The sequence below is a fragment of the Candidatus Kapaibacterium sp. genome (assembly GCA_023957315.1).
Classification (GTDB): domain Bacteria; phylum Bacteroidota; class Ignavibacteria; order Kapaibacteriales; family UBA2268; genus PGYU01.
Window position 1 is genome coordinate 42,878 of record JAMLHE010000006.1, and the last position, 20,589, is coordinate 63,466.

The following is a 20,589-nucleotide window of genomic DNA, read 5'->3' on the forward strand; positions in this document are numbered from 1 at the left end:
AAAGTTATTGAAATATTTATAATAAATAAAGCGGAGCATTTAATATGCCTCATTTTTTTATAGATGGGAAAAAAATTGAAACCAAACAGGGCAAGACAGTAATCGAAGCCGCCTACGAGAATGGTTTGCAAATTCCCCATTTTTGTTGGCATCCTGAGTTGTCTGTATCCGGTAACTGTAGAATGTGCTTGGTTGAAATTGGAATGCCTAAGAGATTGCCTGACGGTACTCCGGAAAATGATGAAAATGGCAATCCTATGGTCAATTACTTCCCCAAGCTTCAAATTGCTTGTGCTACACCCGTTACAGATGGGATGTATGTCAATACCAACAATGCAAAAGTAGTCGAAGCTCAAGAAGCAGTAATGGAATTTTTGTTGATTAACCATCCTCTTGATTGTCCGATTTGTGACGAAGCAGGCGAATGCAAACTTCAAGATTACGCTTTCAGGTATTCTGATGGAGAAAGCCGTTTCGACGAAATGAAAAATCACAAGGATAAACGCCAGAAATGGGGTCCCAATGTGATGTTCGATGCCGAACGCTGCATTTCATGTTCCAGATGTATTCGATATTCCCAAGAAATTGCCAAGCAAGATGTGTTGACATTTGTCCAAAGAGGCGACCATGTCACGATTAAGTTATTCGATGGAACTCAACTTGATAACCCATATTCAATGAACGTTATCGAGATTTGTCCCGTTGGTGCATTGACAAGCCCTGACTTCAGATTCTAACGTGTCTGGGACGCAGGCTTCAATGATTCTATTTCATTGCCGGTCGACCAGAAGCTCAACGGCTAAGTTAGGTGTCGCAATAACGAAATTCTGAGAATCGAGCCGCGCACTAACCCATATGTCAACAGACATTGGTTGACTGATGACGCACGATTGAACACTTATGAATTTGTAAACAAAAATCGTATCGTTCAGCCCTTAATCAAGCAAGGCACAGAGCATTTTCCTGCAAGTTGGCAAGAAGCTTGTCAAGCCGTTGCTAACGGTATATCGAGCTTCAAACCGAATGAAATAATGTTTCTTGCCTCAGCCAAAGCTACTAACGAAGACAATTATGCCTTTATGAAACTTGCCCGTCAGGTGGTCAAATCTCCAAATATTGATTTTCTCGAACACACTGACCAATCCTTCAACGATGAATTTTTCTTAGCTGTTGCAGATAGAACTCCTAATTCAACCGGTGCAATTGCCGTCGGTATCAAGAGTGATGAAAGCAACATAAAAGCGAAGGAACTTTCCGAAAACATCAAAAAAGGGTATATTAGGGCATTAGTTATACTTGAAGAAGACTTCAAACATCACGAGCATATTATTGAATCTCTCGATAATTTGGAATTTCTCGTAGTGCTGCATTATAATCACAATAAAATTTCCGCAAAAGCTCATGTAGTGCTTCCGGCTTCTACATATGCAGAAATCGAAGGTACATATACCAACAAGGATAGACGTGTCCAACATCTCAGTCCCGCATTGGTAACCAAAGAAAATCTGCGATTTATGGGCATGAAAATGAGCCGTCTCGATAAATTCGGTGCTTATAATGACCAATGGACTCAGCACGAATTGCGAGATTGCAAGCAAAGTTGGAGAATAATTGCGACAATTGCAAATATGCTTGGTACTGACTGGAAATTTAAGAATTCTGAAGATATATTTGATGAAATTTGTGAAAAAATTCCATTATTTGCAAAGATGTCTTACGATAAGTTATTAGAATATCAGGGTTTAGTTTTGGGCAAGGGGGATAATCCCGACCCGAAATTAATTAATTACGAATCTCATGTTTTTAAACCACAATAAATATTATTAACCAAGAAATAAATTAAGAAATGAATGATTTATTATGGATAACAATCGAAGCACTCGTCAAAGGGCTTGCCATAGTGATGGCAATACAACTTATGGCGGCTTTAAATGTGTATCTCGAGCGTAAGGTTTCGGCTTTCATACAGGGAAGAATCGGACCAAATAGGGTAGGACCCTGGGGCACATTGCAACCATTCGCAGATGTAGCAAAATTATTTTTGAAAGAAGATTTGGTGCCTGCAGCAGCGGATAGGTTTTTCCACTCATTAGCTCCGGTGATTGCTTTGGGAGTTGCTTTGGCGACTTGGGCAGTAATACCTTTTTCGAGCTACATCCAATTAGAAGACCGAATAATTTATCTCGGAATCGCTCCGGATTTGAATATCGGGATACTTTATGTATTGGCGATGACTTCTTTAGGTGTTTACGGGATAACCCTCGCCGGGTGGTCATCTAACAATAAGTATTCTTTATTGGGTGGACTTCGTTCATCAGCCCAGATGATTTCCTACGAACTTTCGATGGGTCTTTCGTTAATCGGGACTGTATTGATTGTCGGCTCATTCTCCATAAACGATTTTGTTGAATTTCAACAAGGTTGGGGAGGAATGAGATGGCTGATTTTCTTACAACCGGTCGGTTTTATAATATTTTTAATTGCTGCATTTGCTGAAACAAACAGAGCTCCTTTTGACTTGCCTGAAGCAGAACCCGAACTTGTTGGCGGATTCAACACCGAATATTCGGGTATGAAATTCGGAATGTTCTTTTTGGCAGAATATGCTAATATGACTACATCCTCAGTGTTAATTGTGTTATTATACTTGGGTGGTTGGTCAATTCCATTTGCATACGAAGCATTAGGATTGCAAGAAGGCTCGATTCTTATGGCAGTAGCGCATTTCTTAGTCTTCTTTGCAAAAGTATTGTTCGTGCTATTTTTCTTCATTTGGGTTCGTTGGTCAATACCGCGTTTCCGTTATGACCAATTGATGAATTTGGGTTGGAAGGTTCTATTGCCATTGGCAATTGTAAATGTGGTAGTCACTGCTTTAGGTGTATTGTTTTTTATGTAAAAATTACTTAATGTAGTTTTTATTCTAAGATGTTTTATAAATGAATATAAAAGGTGTTCGATGAATAACACTAAAAATACAGAAGTCGAAAGAAGAAGTTTTTGGGAAAAATTATATATCCCCGAAATTGCCAAAGGTTTGGGATTGACATTAGCAGAAATGTTCAAACCAAAATTTACTCGTCAGTATCCTGAAGAACGTTGGGAGCCATTGGGCTCGTATCGTGGCAGACCAGTACTCGTTGACGATGTTGATGGCGAACGTTGCGTAGCTTGTGGGCTATGCTCACGCGTATGCCCGGCATTAGCTATAGAAGTTCAAGCCGATGAGACTGACCGCGAAAAGGAAAGATTCCCGGTGAAATTTGAAATAAATATGTTGCGATGTATTTACTGCGGATTTTGCGAGGAAGTTTGTCCCGAAGAAGCAATTGTTATGAGCAAAGATTACGAGCTCGTGTTCCAAAGACAAGAAGATGCGCTTATGAACAAAGAACAATTGCTCGTTCCGGTTGCTCAACTGCAAGATAGATTAGAGTTTTTACGCCAATATAGATAGTTAAAATTGTAAACAAAGATACCGAAGCAATTCAATGTTTCGGTTAGTTTTCTAATATTTGGGAGTATTTAATATGAAATTTTTTATGCCTTTAGCCCTGATAACATTGTTAATGATGGGAGTAATCTCATGTGGGGAAAATGCCGAACAGTTAAGAAATGAGGAAATTGCAAAGATGGAACAAGAATTTTCAACATTCGCAGATTCGCTGGAAAAAGTTATTGCTGTAGAATATACCGAAGTTTGCACTAAGTATTGGGAAGCATCACTAAATTCCAACGAAGAAAATTGGAATTATTTTTCGCAAGCGGACATGAAATTCAACGAGATTTTAGCCAATAAGAGTAACTTCGAAACTCTCAAAAAATTCAAGGAAAGTAATAATATTACTGACTCTTTATTGGCAAGGAGAATGGAAGTTTTGTACTTAGGAATGCTATCAAAACAAATTGATACTGCCAAATTGAACAGATTATCTACGATGCAAGCCCAAATCGAAAACAAATACTCCAACTATAGAGCGAAAGTCGGAAATAGAGAATTGACCGATAACCAAGTCGAAGAGGTATTGAAAACATCTAAAAATCAAAAAGAACTCCAAGCAACTTGGTTAGCTCATAAAGACATAGGTCCAATTGTAAAAGAGGACATTTTGAACCTTGTACGTGTAAGAAATGAAATTGCTCACGAATTAGGCTACAAAAACTATCACGAAATGAGCCTTAAACTTAGCGAACAAGACCCTGCACAAATCGAAAATCTGTTTGACGAATTAGACGCTTTGACTCGCGATACTTTCGTCAAGTTAAAAGGTGAAATTGATACTTTTTTAGCTGCTCAAAACAAAATCAAAGTCGAGCAATTAATGCCTTGGCACTACCAAAATCGCTATTTCCAAGAAGCTCCGAAAATCTATGAAGTTGATATGGACAAATACTACAAAGACCAAGATTTGGTAAAATTGTCAGTAGATTATTTCCAATCGCTCAATTTGCCGATTGATGACTTAGTAGCCAAAAGTGATTTGTTCGAAAAACCAAACAAAAATCAACATGCTTATTGCATCAACATTGACCGCCACGCAAAAGACATCAGAGTTTTGTGCAATGTAGTACCAAATGCGCGTTGGGGCGAAACTATGCTTCACGAATACGGACACGCACTTTACGAATACCATTACGATGCTGCATTGCCTTGGTCGCTCAAAGAACCTGCACACATCTTCACAACCGAAGCAATTGCGATGTTGTTCGGCAGAATGGCATCGGACCCATCATGGTTGCAATCAATGATTGGCATCAGCGAAGCAGAAAAAGACAGTATCGCTGAAACTTGCCACAATATCCTGAAGCTTCAACAACTCGTTTTCAGCCGCTGGTCACAAGTAATGTACAGATTTGAAAAAGAACTTTATGCTAATCCAGAGCAAGATTTGAACACACTTTGGTGGTCATTGGTCGAAAAATATCAAATGATGAAGAAACCCGAAGGCAGAGACATGCCGGATTGGGCAACAAAAATTCATATTGCGACATCGCCATGCTACTACCATAACTATCATTTGGGCGAATTGCTCGCATCGCAATTATATAATACAATCACAACGAAAGTATTGAAAGATGTGCCAAATGCAAACCCGGGCTTAGTCGGGCATCCCGAAGTCGGCGAATATCTAATCAAAAACGTTTTCCAACCCGGCAAACGCTATTTGTGGAACGATATGATAGAAAAAGCAACCGGCGAAAAGCTCACTCCAAAATACTACGCAATCCAATTTGTAGATTAGTTTTTAATTCGTTTCCGAATTTCAAGAAGCTGTCCAAATGGGCAGCTTTTTTTTTTGCCCTGTAGATGTGCCACACCTCGCAGGTGTGGCACATCTGAAATGTAGGGACTGCAACAGTGTTCTGTCTGAAACATAGCCCATGAATTTATTCGTGGGAAATTATAGTCTAGAACTATGATTTTTTTGATTTGAATGATTATTATGATATGCTTGCTTAACCTTCCGAAGGTTCGAAACCTTCGGAAGCTTTCGTCTAATCTTTGTTACACCTACCGGGACATTACAATTCATCCGATGACTCCAAGTTCACAAGTGCGGCACATTTGTTAGAGATAATTCATCTGTTGATTCCAAGTCATCGGATGAATATGGAGCCTGAAATGTAGGGACAGAACAGCGTCCTGTCCGAAAACATAGCCCATGAATTCATTCGTGGGAAATTATAGTCTGAACTATGATTTTTTTGATTAAGATGATTTTTATGATTAGAATTCGTTCGGTCAGGTGTAATATATTACAATCCAAACTTCGGAAGTTTTGGAAACTCCCGAAGTGTCCGCTGTCCAAGTTTTCAATACTTTGGGTGAATGTGTGATGACCGCCCCGACCGCTCACCCTTCGACAGGCTCAGGGAGCGAAAATTTAAGAATTGATATTTCGCATCTGCCTCGTGGCGTGTATTATCTCCGTATTGGCAATCAGACGCAAATGTTTGTGAAGATGTGATAGATGAAGACTTCGGAAGTCTAATTTTCTAAAGAATATGAAATATAATAAGCCTCTTGAAGTTAATTATAAAGACTTCCGAAGTCTAACTCCAATGTTTTTTTAATTTGGTGTTATATTCGGTTTTATCATCTTAATCACCAAAATCACACAAATCATAGTTCAGACAATTTCGTTTAGCAATATACCCCGAAGGGCTTTCATTGCAAATATTGTTAGCACATTTTCGTTGCATTGAATGAGGTAAGTAATATGAAATTTACTAAATATTTTGAATTTACTAAACTACGACCCGATAGAGTAGATATAAGGGAAGAGTGGATAGCTGAAGCATTTTACCGCCCAATTTATGAAGAAGTTCAAAATGACGGTAGAATAAGAAAGTGGGCGAAAATTTCTGAAGCTGATAACAAATTTCTAAGAATTATTGTCCTCGAGGATAAAGAAACAATACATAACGCATTTTTTGACCGTTCATTTAAGGAGAAATTATAATGCAAATCAAATATTTTCAGGATACCGACACTTTATTGATTAACTTCAATGATAATTTTGTTTATGAAACTAAAGATATTAATGAAAATACACTTGTGGAGCTTGACGAGAATGGCAATGTAGTTAGTATGACTTTCGAACATGCCAAAAGCGTTGCTGATGTTAATGCTATTTCGTATCAACAATTAGCAACTGCATAAACACGAGTTAGTTTAATATAACTCCATTTGTTTTAATCACCAAATCATAATAATCATAGTTCAGACATCTGGTCATTCTGAAGCCGAAGGCGAAGAATCCATGCCTTTCTTGAAAACTTTGATTCTTCGCTTCGCTCAGAATGACCAATGAGATTGCTCAGATAGTACACCTAATGTACACTATTCCAAATTTTCGACTATCTCAATTTGAGATAGTCTTTTTTTTGCTTTTTTATAAGCGATACATTCGCTAATTTTACTTTATTAATTTTTCATTTTTCCGAATAAGTATTTTAAGTATGAAAAAAACGAAACTCAACATCGGCACCGCTACAAAATTAGATTATAATCAGCTGAGATGGCAATGTCCTACAAGCATTTTCAAATTCAAGACCACAGCCGACATCAACCCTTTGCACGAAATTATCGGTCAACCCAGAGCCGTCGAATCTATCAAGCTCGGCGCTTCAATGAGGGCAAAAGGCTACAATATCTTTGTTACGGGGCTTTCCGGCACCGGCAGAACAACCACCGTTAAGCAAATTCTCGAATCCATTTCCGGTGTTTGCCCTGATTTGTTCGATTATTGCTACGTCAATAATTTTGTTGATTCGGACAAACCGATTTTGCTCAAATTGGCTCCCGGACAAGGCAAAGCGTTCCAAACTGCAATGAACGAAAGTATCAATTATCTGAGAAGAAAGATTCCGGGCTTGTTCGAGGAAGAATCTTATCATCAAACGAGAAAAAAAATAACGAATGAATATCAAACTCAAGAACGAATGGTAATCGAAAATTTTGATGCGAAAATCAGCAAGCATGGTTTCGTTCGCGGGCAACTCGAAAAAGATGACGGCACTGTCCAAGCCGAGGTTTTCCCGGTTGTTGATGGCGAAGCTGTTCCCATCAGTGATTTGGACAGACTTGTGGCTGAAAAGAAATTGAAAGCAAACGAAGCGGCGCTTTTTAAAAAGTATTGGCAAGCCTTTCATGAAGAAATTTACGACCTTGCACGTAAGGGAATGAAAATCATGCAAGAATATAGGGCTGCTCTAATCGAAAGCGATAAGAATTTCGCAAAGGAGCTCGTTAGTGCGGTTTTTGCGGATACGCTCGAACGATTCGAGAACGAAAAACTTCATTCATACATCGGGCATGTCAAAAGTCATATTCTTGAAAATTTGAACTTTTTTATACCAAATCCCAATCAAAATTTCGCCAAAAACGACGTTATCATTAAATTGGAAGAATCAGACATATTTTCGATTTTTTATGTAAACGTAATTTTGGATAATTCCGAAAGTAAATGTGCCCCTGTCGTAATCGAAACTAATCCAACATATACAAATCTTTTTGGCACAATCGAAAAAGTTTATGACGCTCGTGGATTTTGGCGTTCCGATTTCACTAAAATAAAAGCCGGCTCATTGTTGAGTGCAGACCAAGGTTTCCTTGTCGTCAATGCCAACGATTTGTTTCAGGAGCCGAATGTATGGAACAAATTGCAACAAGTCCTGTTGTACGATAAAATTGAAATTCAACCATATGATTCGATTTTCCAATTGACTCAATCGCACCTGAAGCCTGAGTCAATTGATGTGAATATCAAAGTTATCATCATTGGCGGGCAAACCCTATACAGATTTTTACATTCTTACGAAAAAGGCTTTAAGAAAATATTTAAGATAAATGCACAATTTGATTATGAAACGGACAAAAATGAGGGTGCATTCCATAATTATGCAAGATTTGCAGCGAAAATATGCACTGAGGATAATCTTCCTCATTGCGACACAAGTGCCGTGGCAGCGATTGTGGAATGGGGTGTTGAATTTGCCGGTTCGCAAGAAGTAATCACACTCAAATTTTCTGACGTTGCCGATATTATTCGAGAATCAGCTTATTTTGTCAAGGAATCGAAAAAGAAAAGCATAAGTAGAGAGGACGTGGAAAAAGCTATTGAATCTCGCAAACGACGCAATGATATGACTGATGAAAAAATCAGAAAGCATATTGTAAAAGATACGATTATGATTGATACATCAGGCACCCGTGTTGGCGTAATCAATGGTCTGACGGTCTATAACAGTGGAATATATTCATTCGGTAAGCCCGCTCGAATCAGCGCTAACGTTAGCGTAGGCAATGCCGGAATCATCAATATCGAACGCGAATCCGATATGAGCGGTAGATTGCACAACAAAGGCATTTTAATCATTTCGGGATTTTTGCGTGAGAAATTTGCTACCAAAAGGACATTATCGTTGAGTGCCTCGATTGCATTCGAGCAGAATTATTCAGGAATTGACGGTGACAGCGCCTCAGCTGCAGAAATCTATGCAGTATTGTCAGCCACTTCAAATATGCCGATTAATCAAAGCATAGCTATAACAGGCTCTGTAAACCAAAAAGGTGAGATTCAGCCAATTGGCGGAGTAAACGAAAAAATCATTGGATTTTACGAAGTTTGCCGTGAGCGTGGTTTTACTAAGGAACAAGCTTGTATTATACCGTCTCGGAACGTTAAGGAACTTATGTTGACTAATGAAGTCATCGAAGATGTCCGCAAAGGAAATTTCCATATTTATTCAATTGAGACTATTGACGATGCAATTCAATTGCTATTCGGATTGGAAGCAGGCGTAGCCGATAAAGACGGCAATTATCCAAAACAATCTCTTTACGGATTAGTTGATGCACGAATCGAAGAATTTGCTCAAATACTCAAACCGGTTAAAAAAGAAACTGAAAAAGCAAAAGGAACCCGGAAATGAAAGAAATCAAATTAGCACCTTCATTATTATCTGCTGATTTTGCAAACCTTGAAAGAGACATCCGAAAATGCGAACAGGGTGGGGCAGAGATACTTCATATAGATGTTATGGATGGGCATTTTGTACCGAATATTACGATTGGAGTGCCTGTTGTAGCTGCAATTCGCAAAGTATCAGATTTGTTGCTCGATGCACACCTGATGATAAGTGAACCCGACCGCTATATTAACGATTTCGCAGAAGCCGGAGCCGATATGATTTCGGTGCATTACGAAGTTTGTAATCATTTGCATAGAACATTGTCGAGCATTAAAAATCTTGGCAAACAAGCCGGAATCGTACTCAATCCTCTGACACCAATCGAATTGATTTACGATTCAGTCGAGTATTGCGATTTTGTGCTGTTGATGTCAGTCAATCCGGGTTTTGGGGGGCAAAGTTTTATTAATTCATTCCACAACAAATGCTACAAATTAAAGAGCTTTTTAGTTGATAATAATCTTGAACATATTGATATTCAAGTTGATGGTGGAATTAAGATAGATAATGTGCGAGAAGTAGTTGCATCAGGAGCAAATGTTATTGTGAGCGGTTCGGGAATTTTTAGTGGCGATGTGGTCGAAAATTTGAAGCTAATGCGTAAAAAAGCAACGAGCGTGCTTTAGAATTCAAATACAATGCTGATGTGATGAGCAAGTCCGGATTCGGTCAAATATTCATTCGATAATGAGTAATCTACATTAAATTTGAAAGGTAGATTTTCTTTCAAATCGGGACGGATAGAAACCCCTGCACCCCAATAAGTCATCGGGAAAAGCTCTGCTTGTCCATATTTATCGCCATAGACAGCAATTCCACCTCTGAATGCAATCAATTCATGAGGGACAGCTTCTGTGCCAATTACCCAAGTTGGGTTTTCTTCAAATTGTGTAATCACCAAATCGGACGAGACCAATACGTATCGTGTAGCCGGGACATAAATCTGTAATTGCTCTCCTGTTGTTGTAGAACGCGTACTATAAGTTTCATCATTCAGGGCAAATTCCATTGCAACACCGGCTCTTACTCTAAATGGAATATCTTCGCGAGGTTCATATGGAGTATCCCAAAACATCATTGCGGAAATATTTTGCATAGCAATCCCAACCGAGAACATATCCATAACATTGAATTTTGTCCCCAAGTCAACTGCAAATCCGCTCGCTCCACTTGAAATACCCGAAACTCCATGATTCAAATATTTTACAGATACGCCCATACTCATAAATTCGAGACAATATGCTGCTGCTAAAGCAAGATTGTATTGCATTGCCGAAATTGTTCCAATCTGGTTGCCCATTATATCACGAGCAGTAAATTCGGGAGTGGTGAGAGCATTGAAACCGAAACCAACTCCAAAATTTGGCATCACTTGTTGAGCCCATGTAAGAGAATTATACGAACGACCCAGACCGAGAATCGAGACAGAAGCGCTTACTGTGGGGATTTCATTCATAAAACCGATTCCTGCCGGATTGTAATAAATGCCCGACGGCTCATTTACAACGGCTGAATATGCTCCAGCCATAGAAATAGCGCGTGCTCCAATGTTTCTGAATAAGTATGTTTCGGAATATCCGCCGGATGATACTTGAGCAGACCCAATTTGAAGTGATAGCCCAAAAACAAGCATACATAGTATGGCAGTCCTTAGGAAAGGCAATGAATATTTTTTGCAAATTATCGGCATTTTTATCTTGAAATTATAAATTTCTCAACATCCCTGAAGTTTCTGCCAATCAATACACACAGATAAACTCCGTTGGGTAGCTTACTGACATTAAATTCATATATGGCTTCGTCAGCAGTTTGAATGCCTTTTTGGACAACTTTCAACACCTCTTTCCCCAACATATTATAAATCCCAATGTCAATTTCACTATCTTTATCCTTCAATGCTACTTTCACATTGTAAGCGTCATTGCTGTTCCAGATATTGACAATATTATTTGTCTTTACTGTATCATTTTCGACACTTGATGAAAGGGGCATCTCAGTTGACTTATAATCAACAAATTTTGTGCCACGATTGGATTTGGGGTTATTGGTTTCAGATGCAAATAGAGTATAATTAGAGCCGAATAATAGCAGAATTGATAAAAAAGCTAAATTTAGAATTCTATTCTTCATTGTTATTTTGATTTTGAAATTTTTTAGAAATTCTCTCGAAATACTTTTCATCTTTCAATAAACGTTCAATTGCTTGTTTAGTTTCAAGACCACCCTTTTCTATTCCGAATTTTTTTGCAATATCATTTAATTTACCGGATTCATCGGGTAAATCTTCAATTTTAAGGCTCTCGATTTGCGAAGTTTTAATTTTGCGTTGTTCCTCAATCAAGTGCATCGCCAATTCAACTTTAGGATTTGCTGATGCTTTCTCAACTTTTTTCGCCGACTTAGCTTGTGTTACGGATTGAGCCTTTTTTTCAGCTTTTTGGTCAGATACTTTAAGTATTTGCTCAATATCCTTAACCATAACTTGCTTTGCTTCTTCTTCGGGAGAAATAGGAGGAGTAACAGGCTTTGTAATTTTTTCGGATTCGCTATAAATGTCCGCAACTTGTTTCGGTTGCAGATTGACTTTTGCGTCGTTCAAATCACTTGTAAATTTTGCACCTTTTTGGCGAGAAATAATTTCTTGCTGTGCTGTTCGCCAACGAAAATAAAAGTACATTAACATTACTATAATTGCAAAAGCAATAATTACTAATGTTTCGAGGAAATATTTGTTCAAAAATGTAGTATCACTCATTTCCGAAGTTAAATCACCAAGTGGAGCAGTTGTATCGGCTTTTGCTTCGCTAAATGATGCAGAATCGAGTGGAGTAATGACGCTCAAATCAACTCCTGCGACAATACTTTCGGAGAATGCAAATAAAGCAGTATCAAGCGGATTGGTTAAATCTATATCAACAGTTCCGATTGTTGCGACACCGGTAAGAATCTTAAATTGATTTAGATGCAACTCTGCTTCTGACACACTATCCGAAATCATATAAGCGTGATATAATGCCGCATGAGCATCGTAAATGTCTGTATTTTTTGCTATAGCCAATCGGAGAAAATTCTTTGCTGAAACTACCTGACCTAGCTTAAGGCTGATAATTCCGGCAAAGCTCAGAGCATTTGCGTTTCCTGCTTTTATTGATTCGACTAAATCTTTTATAGCTTCTTTGTAAATTCCATCTTCGTATGCAAGTAGTGCCGTCCGATATTTATCCTCAGCGGGAGTAAGGTCGTTCCAATTGAAGACCTCAATCATGACAGACTTGGAATAGGGCAGAGGCACAGCATTATATCCGCGTTTGTCGCGTAGCATTAATGTGATTAGCGATTTTGTCGGATAAGTTTGTACTTGGATTGAATTTATTATGCCTTGACCGGTGGTTTGTCTGCAAGAATCAACCACATTAATGGCGGGAAATTCTAAGGAAATTGTCTTTTTGTCATCGGACAATTTTGATTGGAAACTTTGGGGCATATTATCAAAAAACAGGCTCGCTCTATTCAACGGATTGATTGTAATTCGATTCAAATTATCTTTAGAAAACAGCTCCGACCCCGACGCAAGTATGAGCCAGACGATTAAAAAAAATATTTTGAGCCTTATTGTCATCAAGTTAATCAGTTTCCATTTTTTAAAACATTTAAAATAACAAAAATTTACGATAAAAACTAACTTGAAATAGGACAAACGAGTCTGAAAGTGTTGCCTTTTTTTTCAATTGCTTCAAATTCGAGCTTCGAGCGATTTCTCTCAAGGTATTGTTCAATCGTGTAGAAGCTGATTAATGATTGTTTGATGTGCGCCGGACGTCGTTCCGAATCCAAAATTGAAACATTATCGTATCCGCTCAATGCTTCACCATTGTCGCTAATATTGATAACTGCTGATTTTTTGGACTTGAGATACGAAAAGCTGATTTTGCCGCCGTCAATCATATTTGCAACACAAAACATAACAATCCCGAACACAGTTTGCTCCAAATCTGCTTTATTCCAATAAACTTCTATATCGCTGTCAGTTTCGGCTATTTCATATTCAATTCCATATCGCATCAAAATCACACTCAACAATGACAATATATCATCTAACACGATACGAACATTAGTTGAGCTACGCCGATTCGTATTGTCAGAAATTAATTTGAAATAACTTATTAATTTGTTGTTGATGCTCTTTAGATTATCAAGCTGAAGCTCGATAATTTCGTATCTTTTCTTTTTCTCTGAGATTCCGGTTTTAATCAAATGCAAATTTGACTCAATAATGCTAATCGGTACAAATGATTCTTTAGCCATATTCATGGCGATTTCGCCAAAGCTCGCCATTTGAGTTTGATTCTCGAATTGTGAACGCAAATTGATTAACTTGCGGTTCGTTTGTTCCAATATATTGGTACTAATCACATTTTTAATCGCTACTGCAATCAATTCGGAAGTAATTGCAAATTCTTCAAAACTTTTCTCCAATTCGGCTTTAGACTCTGAACTTTTTGCTATTAAAGCTCCGAGCTGTTTATTTTTCAGATGTAAACTCACGAAAAGATAATTAGAATCACTTTCTTCAGGAGTATAAGGGTCTTTAAGAATTGTTGGTAATTTCAGCTTCATAGCCCATGAAATTATTCCGTTTTCTTGAAGATAATTTACAGCCTTTTCAAAGATATCAGACGTGCCGGATTCGTCGCAAACGGGTGTTAGCAGAGTTTTATCGTCATAAGTATAAATGCAGATTTCGCTAATTCCGAATTTTCCAATCAAATATTCGTTCAGGAAATTCATGATTTCGCATCCTGTGTTGCAGCTGAATAATAATGATTGGAAACTTTTTTGTGAATCATCTTTGCTGACGCCGTTATTGCCTTGATTTGTCAATCCTTTTTTGACTTTGCTACGCAATGATTCGACTTCCTCTTGAAGTAATTGCAAAGCAATTTCAAGCGATTTGACATATTCAGTATTCATGCTATACTTGTCTTCATCCATCTATTATACTTCTCCGAAAATTGCTGCTTTCTCAAATTCTTCGTTTATCTCTTCTCTCAGTGTAATAAATGCAGTATCATTTATGAAATCCGAAACCTCGTTGTCGTCCGTAAAAAGTTCGCTCGACAAATAATACTCAGTTACATCATCGGATTGTAGCCAATTCTTATACCCGTTGATTTCAGCAAACCATTCAGACAAGGAAACGATAGCAGTCAGAGGATGCTGGACTTCGTTAAAGTCATCAACAATAGACATAATACCGTTTTCAGGAATTAATTTTTGGTAATGAGTATGATGGTTTTGGATTGCCTCGACTATATTTTCGGGGAAGTTCCATTTTTCAGCTATCCATGCACCGATTTCCGCATGAGTCGAACCAAGGATTAAGTCTTCTGCTTCAAGGTGAGAAATTTGGGCATGAAGATGTATTTGACCCATTTTCAAAAAATCTGCTTTGAAATACTCGATAATAACTAAGAATCCAATGTCGTGCATCAAACCTGCGATGAATGCTTCACCGGTGATTTTATAGCCAAGCTTTCTGGATAATAATTTCGAGGCTGCACCACAATAAACCGAATAATTCCAAAATTGCTTAGCATCAAACATGTTTGCAGTGATTTTGGAGAAGAATCTCTTAATAATCAAACTGAGTACGATTTCTTTTAGTGTGTTTAGTCCCATTATAACAATTGCCAAATCAATGGTTGAAATTGCTCTTGAATATCCGTAAAAAGGGGAGTTTGCTATTCTCAAAACCCTTGCCGTCAATGCTTGGTCTTTTTCGATTAACTCTGCCAAATGTGCCGCACTTGTGTTCGGATTATCTATTGCAGCGAGTACTTCAGAAATCACAATCGGAATAGTTGGCAAATCTCTGATTGATTCGAGCTTTTTCTTAACTCTATTAAGCATAATCGAACTCAATCAATTTTTCTTTCAATTCTTTGATTATTTGGCTGTGAATCTGACAAACCCGGCTTTCAGAAATATTCAGCACCTTTCCGATTTCTTTAAAAGTTAAATTTTCAAAATAATACAATGTTAGTACAATCCTTTTGTTTTCTTTAAGTGATTTGATATATAATTGAATGTAATTCGAGCGCTCTTCTTCTTCAATCAATTCATAAAAAGCCGTATCAGTATCTGCAACCTCCTCAATGTCGTTTCTGTCATCGTCGTCATCATTGAATTGCAAATTCCCGTTCTCGATAGCATTCAATGTTGCTTTCGAATCAGCTGCCGCCTGTAAATAGGACTTATACTTTTCGGGCGTTATATTCAACATGCTGATTATTTCATTGGTTGTAGCTTCTCTGCCTTCGCGACTTTTAATCTTATCATTCGCTTTTACCAAATCTTGTGCCTTTTTCCGAGTGGTTCTTGTGAGCCAATCCAACTTACGGAGTTCATCTTGAATAATACCCTTGATTCTTTTTATAGCATATGATTCAAACTTCACACCACGATTGGGGTCGAATCTTTCGATTGCGTTATTTAAACCTAATATCCCAAAATTCATGAAATCTTGGTCTTCCAAAATTGTATTTGAAGGCAGTGGCATGTTGGCGATTGCGTATTTAATCAGCCAAATATAATGCGAAATCAACCTACTCTTTTCATGATGGTTCCTTTCACTAAAATAAGCCAACCAAATCTCGTTGGGATTCGTTCTTATTTCAGCCATTGCAAATCCCAAATTGGTTATCACAACTTGAAATTGGAGCTATCAATATTACATGAAATTTCAGCATTATTTTTCAAACTCAGAGTTAAGCAATTCTTCCAAATAATCGTTAGTCTCTTTGTCTATATTGCCTTTTTCGGCATCATCAATGCTTGCGTTTTCATTATTGCCGTTGCTTTTGCCGCCGACAATTTGCTCGAGCGATTCATTATTGTCAGGGATTTGCGTTTGTTTCTTGTCCTTATCGTTGAAATTTTGCTGTTCTAACTTATGAGCAATCCGTTTAGTTAATAATTCCTTTTCGATTGCTTCCAATTCTTCAAGTTCTTTGGCTTGTCGTTCTTGTTCTTCTTTTTCAATTTTCAATTTTTCAATTTGAATTTTTTCTTCCAATTCTCGCCGTTTAACATCGGATTTCATGAAATAGTATCCCATCATAAGCAGTCCACCGCCTAGATAGATTGTTGCAAACACAAAAAACATATTAAGCAAGGAACTCAGCAGGGTTGCCGAGACCCACAGATAAAAATAAACAAAAGCAATAATGCTTATTACAAATGCAATTTGCAATAAAACACTATAAGGATATGAAACCAAAGCATTAATCCTGCTTTGATGTAACTTCGTCCTTTTTTTCTTTTTAGCATCGGCTTCTTTGGCTTTTTGTAGGCGGATTTTCTCTTCCTTTGCCAAAGCATTTCTTCTTTTCTTTTCTTCTGCCGTCAATTTCTCTTTAGCCATTTTTCTCCCTTTAAGTGATATTAACGGTTAAATCGTTCTTTATTGCTGAAATTATCCTTTTGAGTGCGTTCGTAACATCATGATTTGGGTTAATCTGACACAGTAGTTCTTGCTTTTGGATTGACAATCTTACCATTCGGTCATAGGGTACAAATCCAAGTGCATCAATTTCCAATCCCAAAAATTTCAAAGTGGCTGCATTTAGTTTGGTCGTCATTTCGTCGGCGTCTTCAAAGTCAATCACGTTATTAACCAATAGTCTCATCTTTGAAACCGGGATATAATTAAGCAAAATCTTGATTAACCCGTATGCATCCAATAATGATGTCGGTTCGTCGGTAATCACAAATATGGTTAAATTTGCAATTTCGCAGCTTTCAATGACTCTTTGGGAAGCGCCGGCTGGAGAATCCAATATTATGAAATCGAAATCATGTTCTAACAGAATATATTTATACACATCAAGCAGTGGGAATTCATCAGTTGAATTGTTCAATCCACCGGCTGGCATATCAGCAAGAAGGAAAAGATTTGGACTGACTTGGAAAATCGCATCCGAAACCTTGACTTTTTTCCGATACACTTGGGTTAATCTTACAGGTGGCTCAACTCCCATTATCAAATGTTGATTGGGGAATTGTGAATCGGCATCGAAAATCAATACTTTTGCACCGGATTCGGCTAATAAATATGCTAAATTGGAAGAGATGAAGCTCTTGCCCACGCCACCTTTGCCGGAGCATATTGATATGGCTAAGGGTGTTTTTTCTCGTGAATGCAAAAAGCTATCGGTATAAATGTTGTTCATAGATTAATCCGGTAAAATTAGTTTTGTCAGTAATAATTTATCTGCCGGTTCTATGTCGTCAGGGATTTGTTGCCCTGTAGTAATATATGATATTGGGAGCATGTTTTCGCTAAGTACCGAATACAATGTCCCTAAATTATCGCTTTCGTCAATTTTTGTTATTATCAAACTATTTGGCGATAGTTTCCCAAATGCTTCTAAAGCAGATTCGTAAAATTTTGAAGAATGATTGCCTGCTAAAACTAAGTAAATTTGGGTGAACTTTCCGGCATCAATCAAGTCTTTCAGACTTTCAATGTGTGATTTTTCCTTGAAATTTTTACCTGCTGTATCAACTAATATTATATCTCGCTTGCTCTCTTGTATTATTAATTCTCGTAAATCGGATGCTGTATAAACAGTTTTGTAATGAATCGAAGCAATGGAAGCTAATGTCTCTAATTGTTCCGCTCCGCCAACTTTATAAGTGTCGGTAGAAATAATCATCACATCTGCCTTATGAATCAATTTAGCAATGAGTGCCAATTTTATCAAAGTTGAGGTTTTTCCTGAGCCTGTTGGACCTAAGAAAATACACGATTGGCTAATATTGGACTTATTCAATGCAGGTTGAACAATAATGCCCGACGATATAATTTTTCGTGCTTCAATCAATGCTTCATTTACGTCATTGTAACTTTTGTATTCATTTAATGCTGCCAAAATTGCTTTACTCGTAGTCTCGCTAAAATCACTTTTGAGCAATTTATGATAAAATTCATTTATCACGTTATCATTTGATACAAGCTTTTCGACTTTGATGTTGTCGTTTAATTTAGCCAACATTTCTTTGATTTCATCGAACTGGCGGTTGTACGAATCTTTTGATTTGTCATTTAGTGCGCTCGAACGGAACAAATTTGCACTTGGACTCGAATCTGTTGCTTTGGCGATTCCTTTGATGCTCGTTGCATTGGGTTTATTAGGCTCGGTTTTAATCGAACTTTGGTCTAATGCAGCAACAATTTCAACGAATTCTTTACCCGAAACAGGGTCCTGAATCACTCTACTGGAAAGAATAATAGCATCGTCGCCCAAATCGGCTACAATCTTATTCTTTCCTTCTTTCAAATTCTCTGCAACAAATTTTTTAATTTTCATATATCGTGCTCTATAATCAATAAAAGTACTATAAAAAAACTATGCCAAATAATGCTTTTCTCTATTTTCAAATACTTAAATCGAAGACTTAAGAAATACCAAATTATTAACAAATTATTCAATCTCAATTAATTTTCGTAATTTTGGACTTAGTAAATTTTCGCTTTACAAAATAATAAAAATGGATTTACAAATCAAATTTGAAGAAAAGATTTTCGAGAACAAAAGACGGGCACCCGACGAGTTCAAGATAATCGCAAATACACTCAGACAGGATATTATAAAAAGTTTGCTTTTAGCGGGCTCCGGACATAGCGGCGGACCTCTCGGGATAGCAGATTTGATGTCAGTTTTGTATTTTGGTGGATATATAAACTATAATCCAACCGAACCCGAATGGAAAGATAGAGATAGATTTGTCTTGAGTGCGGGGCATATGGCTCCCATACTCTACGCAGTATTAGCACGTGCAGGGTATTTTCCTGCAGCAGAACTCGCAACTTTGCGTAAATTCGGTAGCCGATTGCAGGGGCATCCCGGATTGGATGTCAAACTTCCTGGAGTTGAAACTTCGTCGGGTTCCTTGGGGCAAGGTGTTTCGATTGCCGTAGGAATGGCGATGAGCCATAAACTTGTTGACAAAGACTCCAAGGAAGTGTATTCAATCACCGGTGATGGTGAACTCCAAGAAGGCATTTGCTGGGAAGCCGCAATGACAGCCGGAACATATGGATTGGACAATTTCTGCTGGATTGTTGACAATAATGATTGCCAAATTGACGGAAGAGTCAAAAATGTTATGAGTATTTATCCGATTAAGGAGAAATTCGAAGCATTTGGTTTCACCGTTTTTGAAATTGATGGTCATAATATCGTCGAGATTATCCAAACCTTAGATAAATTCACTCGCTATCATGCTTTGCGCAAAGGAAAACCTGTTTGTATCATCGCTAAAACTTATATGGGTAATGGCGTTTCGTTCATGCACGATAATTATAAATGGCACGGCAATCCGCCTAACAAGGAACAGGCTGCTAAAGCATTGGAGGAACTTTCTAAATGATGACTCGGATTATTCATGTTTTCGTTTTGCTTGGTTTTCTGCTCCTCGCTTCTTGCGAAAAGGCGGAACTTGAACGCGAAACACCTGAAAACATTGATACTCTCAGCGTTATTGAGAACAAAATTGATTCAAATTACGGGACTGAATTTATAGTCTCAGCAATTGATACCAATGCTCTATCGCCGAAAGAGAAAGAATACCTGAGAAAGCAAGATGAAAAGAAAAATAGAGTAATCTCATACGAAAACAATATTCATCAAGATAAACTATCTGAATTCATACCAAAATCAATATCGGGATACGAAAAACTACCCGGCAGTTCCGGTAGAATGGTTGATAATGATGGTTATGTGGTAACTACTACAAAAGGTGAATACGTTTCGGGGAAAAAAACTATTAACATTGATATTTTCGATTACGGACGTAAGCCAAGGATTCTGAATGTGGAAATATATGACAATCCTCCTACCGATTTGGAAGTGCCCGCGAACAAGGTAGAACATCGTGGAGCCAAAGGTTTTAGGTATTACGACCCAAATATGAAATTTATGCGAATAGAAGTGCTGCTAAAAAAATCGTTATTTGATAATAATGAGATTTAATAATCCTGACGTAGAGCGAGAGCAAGCATTGAGCTATTTGGACTTGATTAATTTTGAAAATTTGATTAAACTTGGA

21 protein-coding genes are annotated in these 20,589 nt (G+C 37.7%); 12 read left to right on the plus strand and 9 right to left on the minus strand.

What is annotated here, in order from left to right; all coding sequences use genetic code 11:
• The first annotated feature begins 44 nt into the window (after positions 1 to 44).
• The 10 genes from M9949_07750 to rpe all read left to right on the plus strand — a co-directional run bounded on the left by M9949_07750 (position 45) and on the right by rpe (position 10,103).
• Entirely contained in the window at positions 45 to 737 is a 693-nt protein-coding gene (locus tag M9949_07750; GenBank protein MCO5251301.1) for a 2Fe-2S iron-sulfur cluster-binding protein, read from the plus strand.
• Positions 738 to 872: 135 nt separating this feature from the next.
• Positions 873 to 1,817 (plus strand): molybdopterin-dependent oxidoreductase, encoded by a 945-nt coding sequence (locus M9949_07755; GenBank protein MCO5251302.1) that lies wholly within the window; start codon positions 873 to 875, stop codon positions 1,815 to 1,817.
• Positions 1,818 to 1,846: 29 nt separating this feature from the next.
• Positions 1,847 to 2,899 carry an NADH-quinone oxidoreductase subunit NuoH gene (gene nuoH, locus M9949_07760; protein ID MCO5251303.1) on the plus strand — a complete coding sequence of 351 codons (1,053 nt, stop codon included), beginning with the start codon at positions 1,847 to 1,849 and terminating at the stop codon, positions 2,897 to 2,899.
• Positions 2,900 to 2,959: 60 nt separating this feature from the next.
• On the plus strand, positions 2,960 to 3,457 hold the full coding sequence (locus tag M9949_07765; GenBank protein MCO5251304.1) for an NADH-quinone oxidoreductase subunit I: 498 nt from the start codon (positions 2,960 to 2,962) through the stop codon (positions 3,455 to 3,457).
• Positions 3,458 to 3,530: 73 nt separating this feature from the next.
• Positions 3,531 to 5,243: a M2 family metallopeptidase gene (locus M9949_07770; protein MCO5251305.1), complete on the plus strand. Its 1,713-nt coding sequence runs from the start codon at positions 3,531 to 3,533 to the stop codon at positions 5,241 to 5,243.
• Positions 5,244 to 5,780: 537 nt separating this feature from the next.
• Complete coding sequence (locus M9949_07775) at positions 5,781 to 5,969, plus strand: T9SS type A sorting domain-containing protein (protein MCO5251306.1); 189 nt, start codon at positions 5,781 to 5,783, stop codon at positions 5,967 to 5,969.
• Between the two features lie 252 nt (positions 5,970 to 6,221).
• Entirely contained in the window at positions 6,222 to 6,464 is a 243-nt protein-coding gene (locus tag M9949_07780) for a hypothetical protein (protein ID MCO5251307.1), read from the plus strand.
• Positions 6,464 to 6,664, plus strand: a complete 201-nt coding sequence (locus tag M9949_07785; GenBank protein MCO5251308.1) for a DUF2283 domain-containing protein — start codon at positions 6,464 to 6,466, stop codon at positions 6,662 to 6,664. Before M9949_07780 ends, M9949_07785 begins: the two co-directional genes overlap by 1 nt.
• A gap of 299 nt (positions 6,665 to 6,963) precedes the next feature.
• The gene (locus M9949_07790) at positions 6,964 to 9,438 is read left to right on the plus strand and encodes an AAA family ATPase (protein ID MCO5251309.1); all 2,475 of its coding nucleotides are present in this window, start codon (positions 6,964 to 6,966) and stop codon (positions 9,436 to 9,438) included.
• Positions 9,435 to 10,103: a ribulose-phosphate 3-epimerase gene (gene rpe / locus M9949_07795; GenBank protein MCO5251310.1), complete on the plus strand. Its 669-nt coding sequence runs from the start codon at positions 9,435 to 9,437 to the stop codon at positions 10,101 to 10,103. Before M9949_07790 ends, rpe begins: the two co-directional genes overlap by 4 nt.
• Here the strand turns inward: rpe and M9949_07800 are convergent.
• The 9 genes from M9949_07800 to flhF form a co-directional block, all read right to left on the minus strand.
• Positions 10,100 to 11,167 carry a PorV/PorQ family protein gene (locus M9949_07800; protein ID MCO5251311.1) on the minus strand — a complete coding sequence of 356 codons (1,068 nt, stop codon included), beginning with the start codon at positions 11,165 to 11,167 and terminating at the stop codon, positions 10,100 to 10,102. The two genes, rpe and M9949_07800, sit on opposite strands and share 4 nt — an antisense overlap.
• A 2-nt stretch (positions 11,168 to 11,169) precedes the next feature.
• Positions 11,170 to 11,607, minus strand: a complete 438-nt coding sequence (locus tag M9949_07805) for a T9SS type A sorting domain-containing protein (protein ID MCO5251312.1) — start codon at positions 11,605 to 11,607, stop codon at positions 11,170 to 11,172.
• Positions 11,597 to 13,096, minus strand: coding sequence for a hypothetical protein (locus tag M9949_07810; protein MCO5251313.1), 1,500 nt, complete (start codon positions 13,094 to 13,096; stop codon positions 11,597 to 11,599). The genes M9949_07805 and M9949_07810 overlap by 11 nt, the downstream gene beginning before the upstream one ends.
• Before the next feature lie 59 nt (positions 13,097 to 13,155).
• Positions 13,156 to 14,469 carry a hypothetical protein gene (locus M9949_07815; protein MCO5251314.1) on the minus strand — a complete coding sequence of 438 codons (1,314 nt, stop codon included), beginning with the start codon at positions 14,467 to 14,469 and terminating at the stop codon, positions 13,156 to 13,158.
• A gap of 3 nt (positions 14,470 to 14,472) precedes the next feature.
• Positions 14,473 to 15,387: an HDOD domain-containing protein gene (locus tag M9949_07820; protein MCO5251315.1), complete on the minus strand. Its 915-nt coding sequence runs from the start codon at positions 15,385 to 15,387 to the stop codon at positions 14,473 to 14,475.
• On the minus strand, positions 15,380 to 16,159 hold the full coding sequence (locus tag M9949_07825) for a FliA/WhiG family RNA polymerase sigma factor (protein ID MCO5251316.1): 780 nt from the start codon (positions 16,157 to 16,159) through the stop codon (positions 15,380 to 15,382). Before M9949_07825 ends, M9949_07820 begins: the two co-directional genes overlap by 8 nt.
• Positions 16,160 to 16,225: 66 nt before the next feature.
• Entirely contained in the window at positions 16,226 to 16,900 is a 675-nt protein-coding gene (locus M9949_07830; GenBank protein ID MCO5251317.1) for a hypothetical protein, read from the minus strand.
• Between the two features lie 10 nt (positions 16,901 to 16,910).
• Positions 16,911 to 17,708 carry a P-loop NTPase gene (locus M9949_07835; protein ID MCO5251318.1) on the minus strand — a complete coding sequence of 266 codons (798 nt, stop codon included), beginning with the start codon at positions 17,706 to 17,708 and terminating at the stop codon, positions 16,911 to 16,913.
• A gap of 3 nt (positions 17,709 to 17,711) precedes the next feature.
• Positions 17,712 to 18,848, minus strand: coding sequence for a flagellar biosynthesis protein FlhF (gene flhF / locus M9949_07840; GenBank protein MCO5251319.1), 1,137 nt, complete (start codon positions 18,846 to 18,848; stop codon positions 17,712 to 17,714).
• Positions 18,849 to 19,029: 181 nt separating this feature from the next.
• On the opposite strand from flhF, the gene M9949_07845 reads away from it, so the two are divergent.
• A complete protein-coding gene (locus tag M9949_07845) occupies positions 19,030 to 19,911 on the plus strand; it encodes a transketolase (GenBank protein ID MCO5251320.1) in 882 nt (293 codons plus the stop codon).
• The gene (locus tag M9949_07850) at positions 19,908 to 20,513 is read left to right on the plus strand and encodes a hypothetical protein (GenBank protein ID MCO5251321.1); all 606 of its coding nucleotides are present in this window, start codon (positions 19,908 to 19,910) and stop codon (positions 20,511 to 20,513) included. Before M9949_07845 ends, M9949_07850 begins: the two co-directional genes overlap by 4 nt.
• The last annotated feature ends 76 nt before the right edge of the window (positions 20,514 to 20,589 follow it).

What these genes read in the sequence shown, in the direction of transcription:
- M9949_07750 (MCO5251301.1), top strand. Translation starts at nt 45, where the DNA reads ATGCCTCATTTTTTTATAGATGGGAAAAAAATTGAAACCAAACAGGGC.
- nuoH (MCO5251303.1), top strand. Translation starts at nt 1,847, where the DNA reads ATGAATGATTTATTATGGATAACAATCGAAGCACTCGTCAAAGGGCTT.
- M9949_07805 (MCO5251312.1), bottom strand. Translation starts at nt 11,607, where the DNA reads ATGAAGAATAGAATTCTAAATTTAGCTTTTTTATCAATTCTGCTATTA.
- M9949_07845 (MCO5251320.1), top strand. Translation starts at nt 19,030, where the DNA reads ATGGATTTACAAATCAAATTTGAAGAAAAGATTTTCGAGAACAAAAGA.
- M9949_07820 (MCO5251315.1), bottom strand. Translation starts at nt 15,387, where the DNA reads ATGCTTAATAGAGTTAAGAAAAAGCTCGAATCAATCAGAGATTTGCCA.
- M9949_07830 (MCO5251317.1), bottom strand. Translation starts at nt 16,900, where the DNA reads ATGGCTAAAGAGAAATTGACGGCAGAAGAAAAGAAAAGAAGAAATGCT.
- M9949_07800 (MCO5251311.1), bottom strand. Translation starts at nt 11,167, where the DNA reads ATGCCGATAATTTGCAAAAAATATTCATTGCCTTTCCTAAGGACTGCC.
- M9949_07850 (MCO5251321.1), top strand. Translation starts at nt 19,908, where the DNA reads ATGATGACTCGGATTATTCATGTTTTCGTTTTGCTTGGTTTTCTGCTC.
- M9949_07785 (MCO5251308.1), top strand. Translation starts at nt 6,464, where the DNA reads ATGCAAATCAAATATTTTCAGGATACCGACACTTTATTGATTAACTTC.
- flhF (MCO5251319.1), bottom strand. Translation starts at nt 18,848, where the DNA reads ATGAAAATTAAAAAATTTGTTGCAGAGAATTTGAAAGAAGGAAAGAAT.
- M9949_07790 (MCO5251309.1), top strand. Translation starts at nt 6,964, where the DNA reads ATGAAAAAAACGAAACTCAACATCGGCACCGCTACAAAATTAGATTAT.
- M9949_07765 (MCO5251304.1), top strand. Translation starts at nt 2,960, where the DNA reads ATGAATAACACTAAAAATACAGAAGTCGAAAGAAGAAGTTTTTGGGAA.
- M9949_07825 (MCO5251316.1), bottom strand. Translation starts at nt 16,159, where the DNA reads ATGGCTGAAATAAGAACGAATCCCAACGAGATTTGGTTGGCTTATTTT.
- rpe (MCO5251310.1), top strand. Translation starts at nt 9,435, where the DNA reads ATGAAAGAAATCAAATTAGCACCTTCATTATTATCTGCTGATTTTGCA.
- M9949_07810 (MCO5251313.1), bottom strand. Translation starts at nt 13,096, where the DNA reads ATGACAATAAGGCTCAAAATATTTTTTTTAATCGTCTGGCTCATACTT.
- M9949_07815 (MCO5251314.1), bottom strand. Translation starts at nt 14,469, where the DNA reads ATGGATGAAGACAAGTATAGCATGAATACTGAATATGTCAAATCGCTT.
- M9949_07770 (MCO5251305.1), top strand. Translation starts at nt 3,531, where the DNA reads ATGAAATTTTTTATGCCTTTAGCCCTGATAACATTGTTAATGATGGGA.
- M9949_07780 (MCO5251307.1), top strand. Translation starts at nt 6,222, where the DNA reads ATGAAATTTACTAAATATTTTGAATTTACTAAACTACGACCCGATAGA.
- M9949_07835 (MCO5251318.1), bottom strand. Translation starts at nt 17,708, where the DNA reads ATGAACAACATTTATACCGATAGCTTTTTGCATTCACGAGAAAAAACA.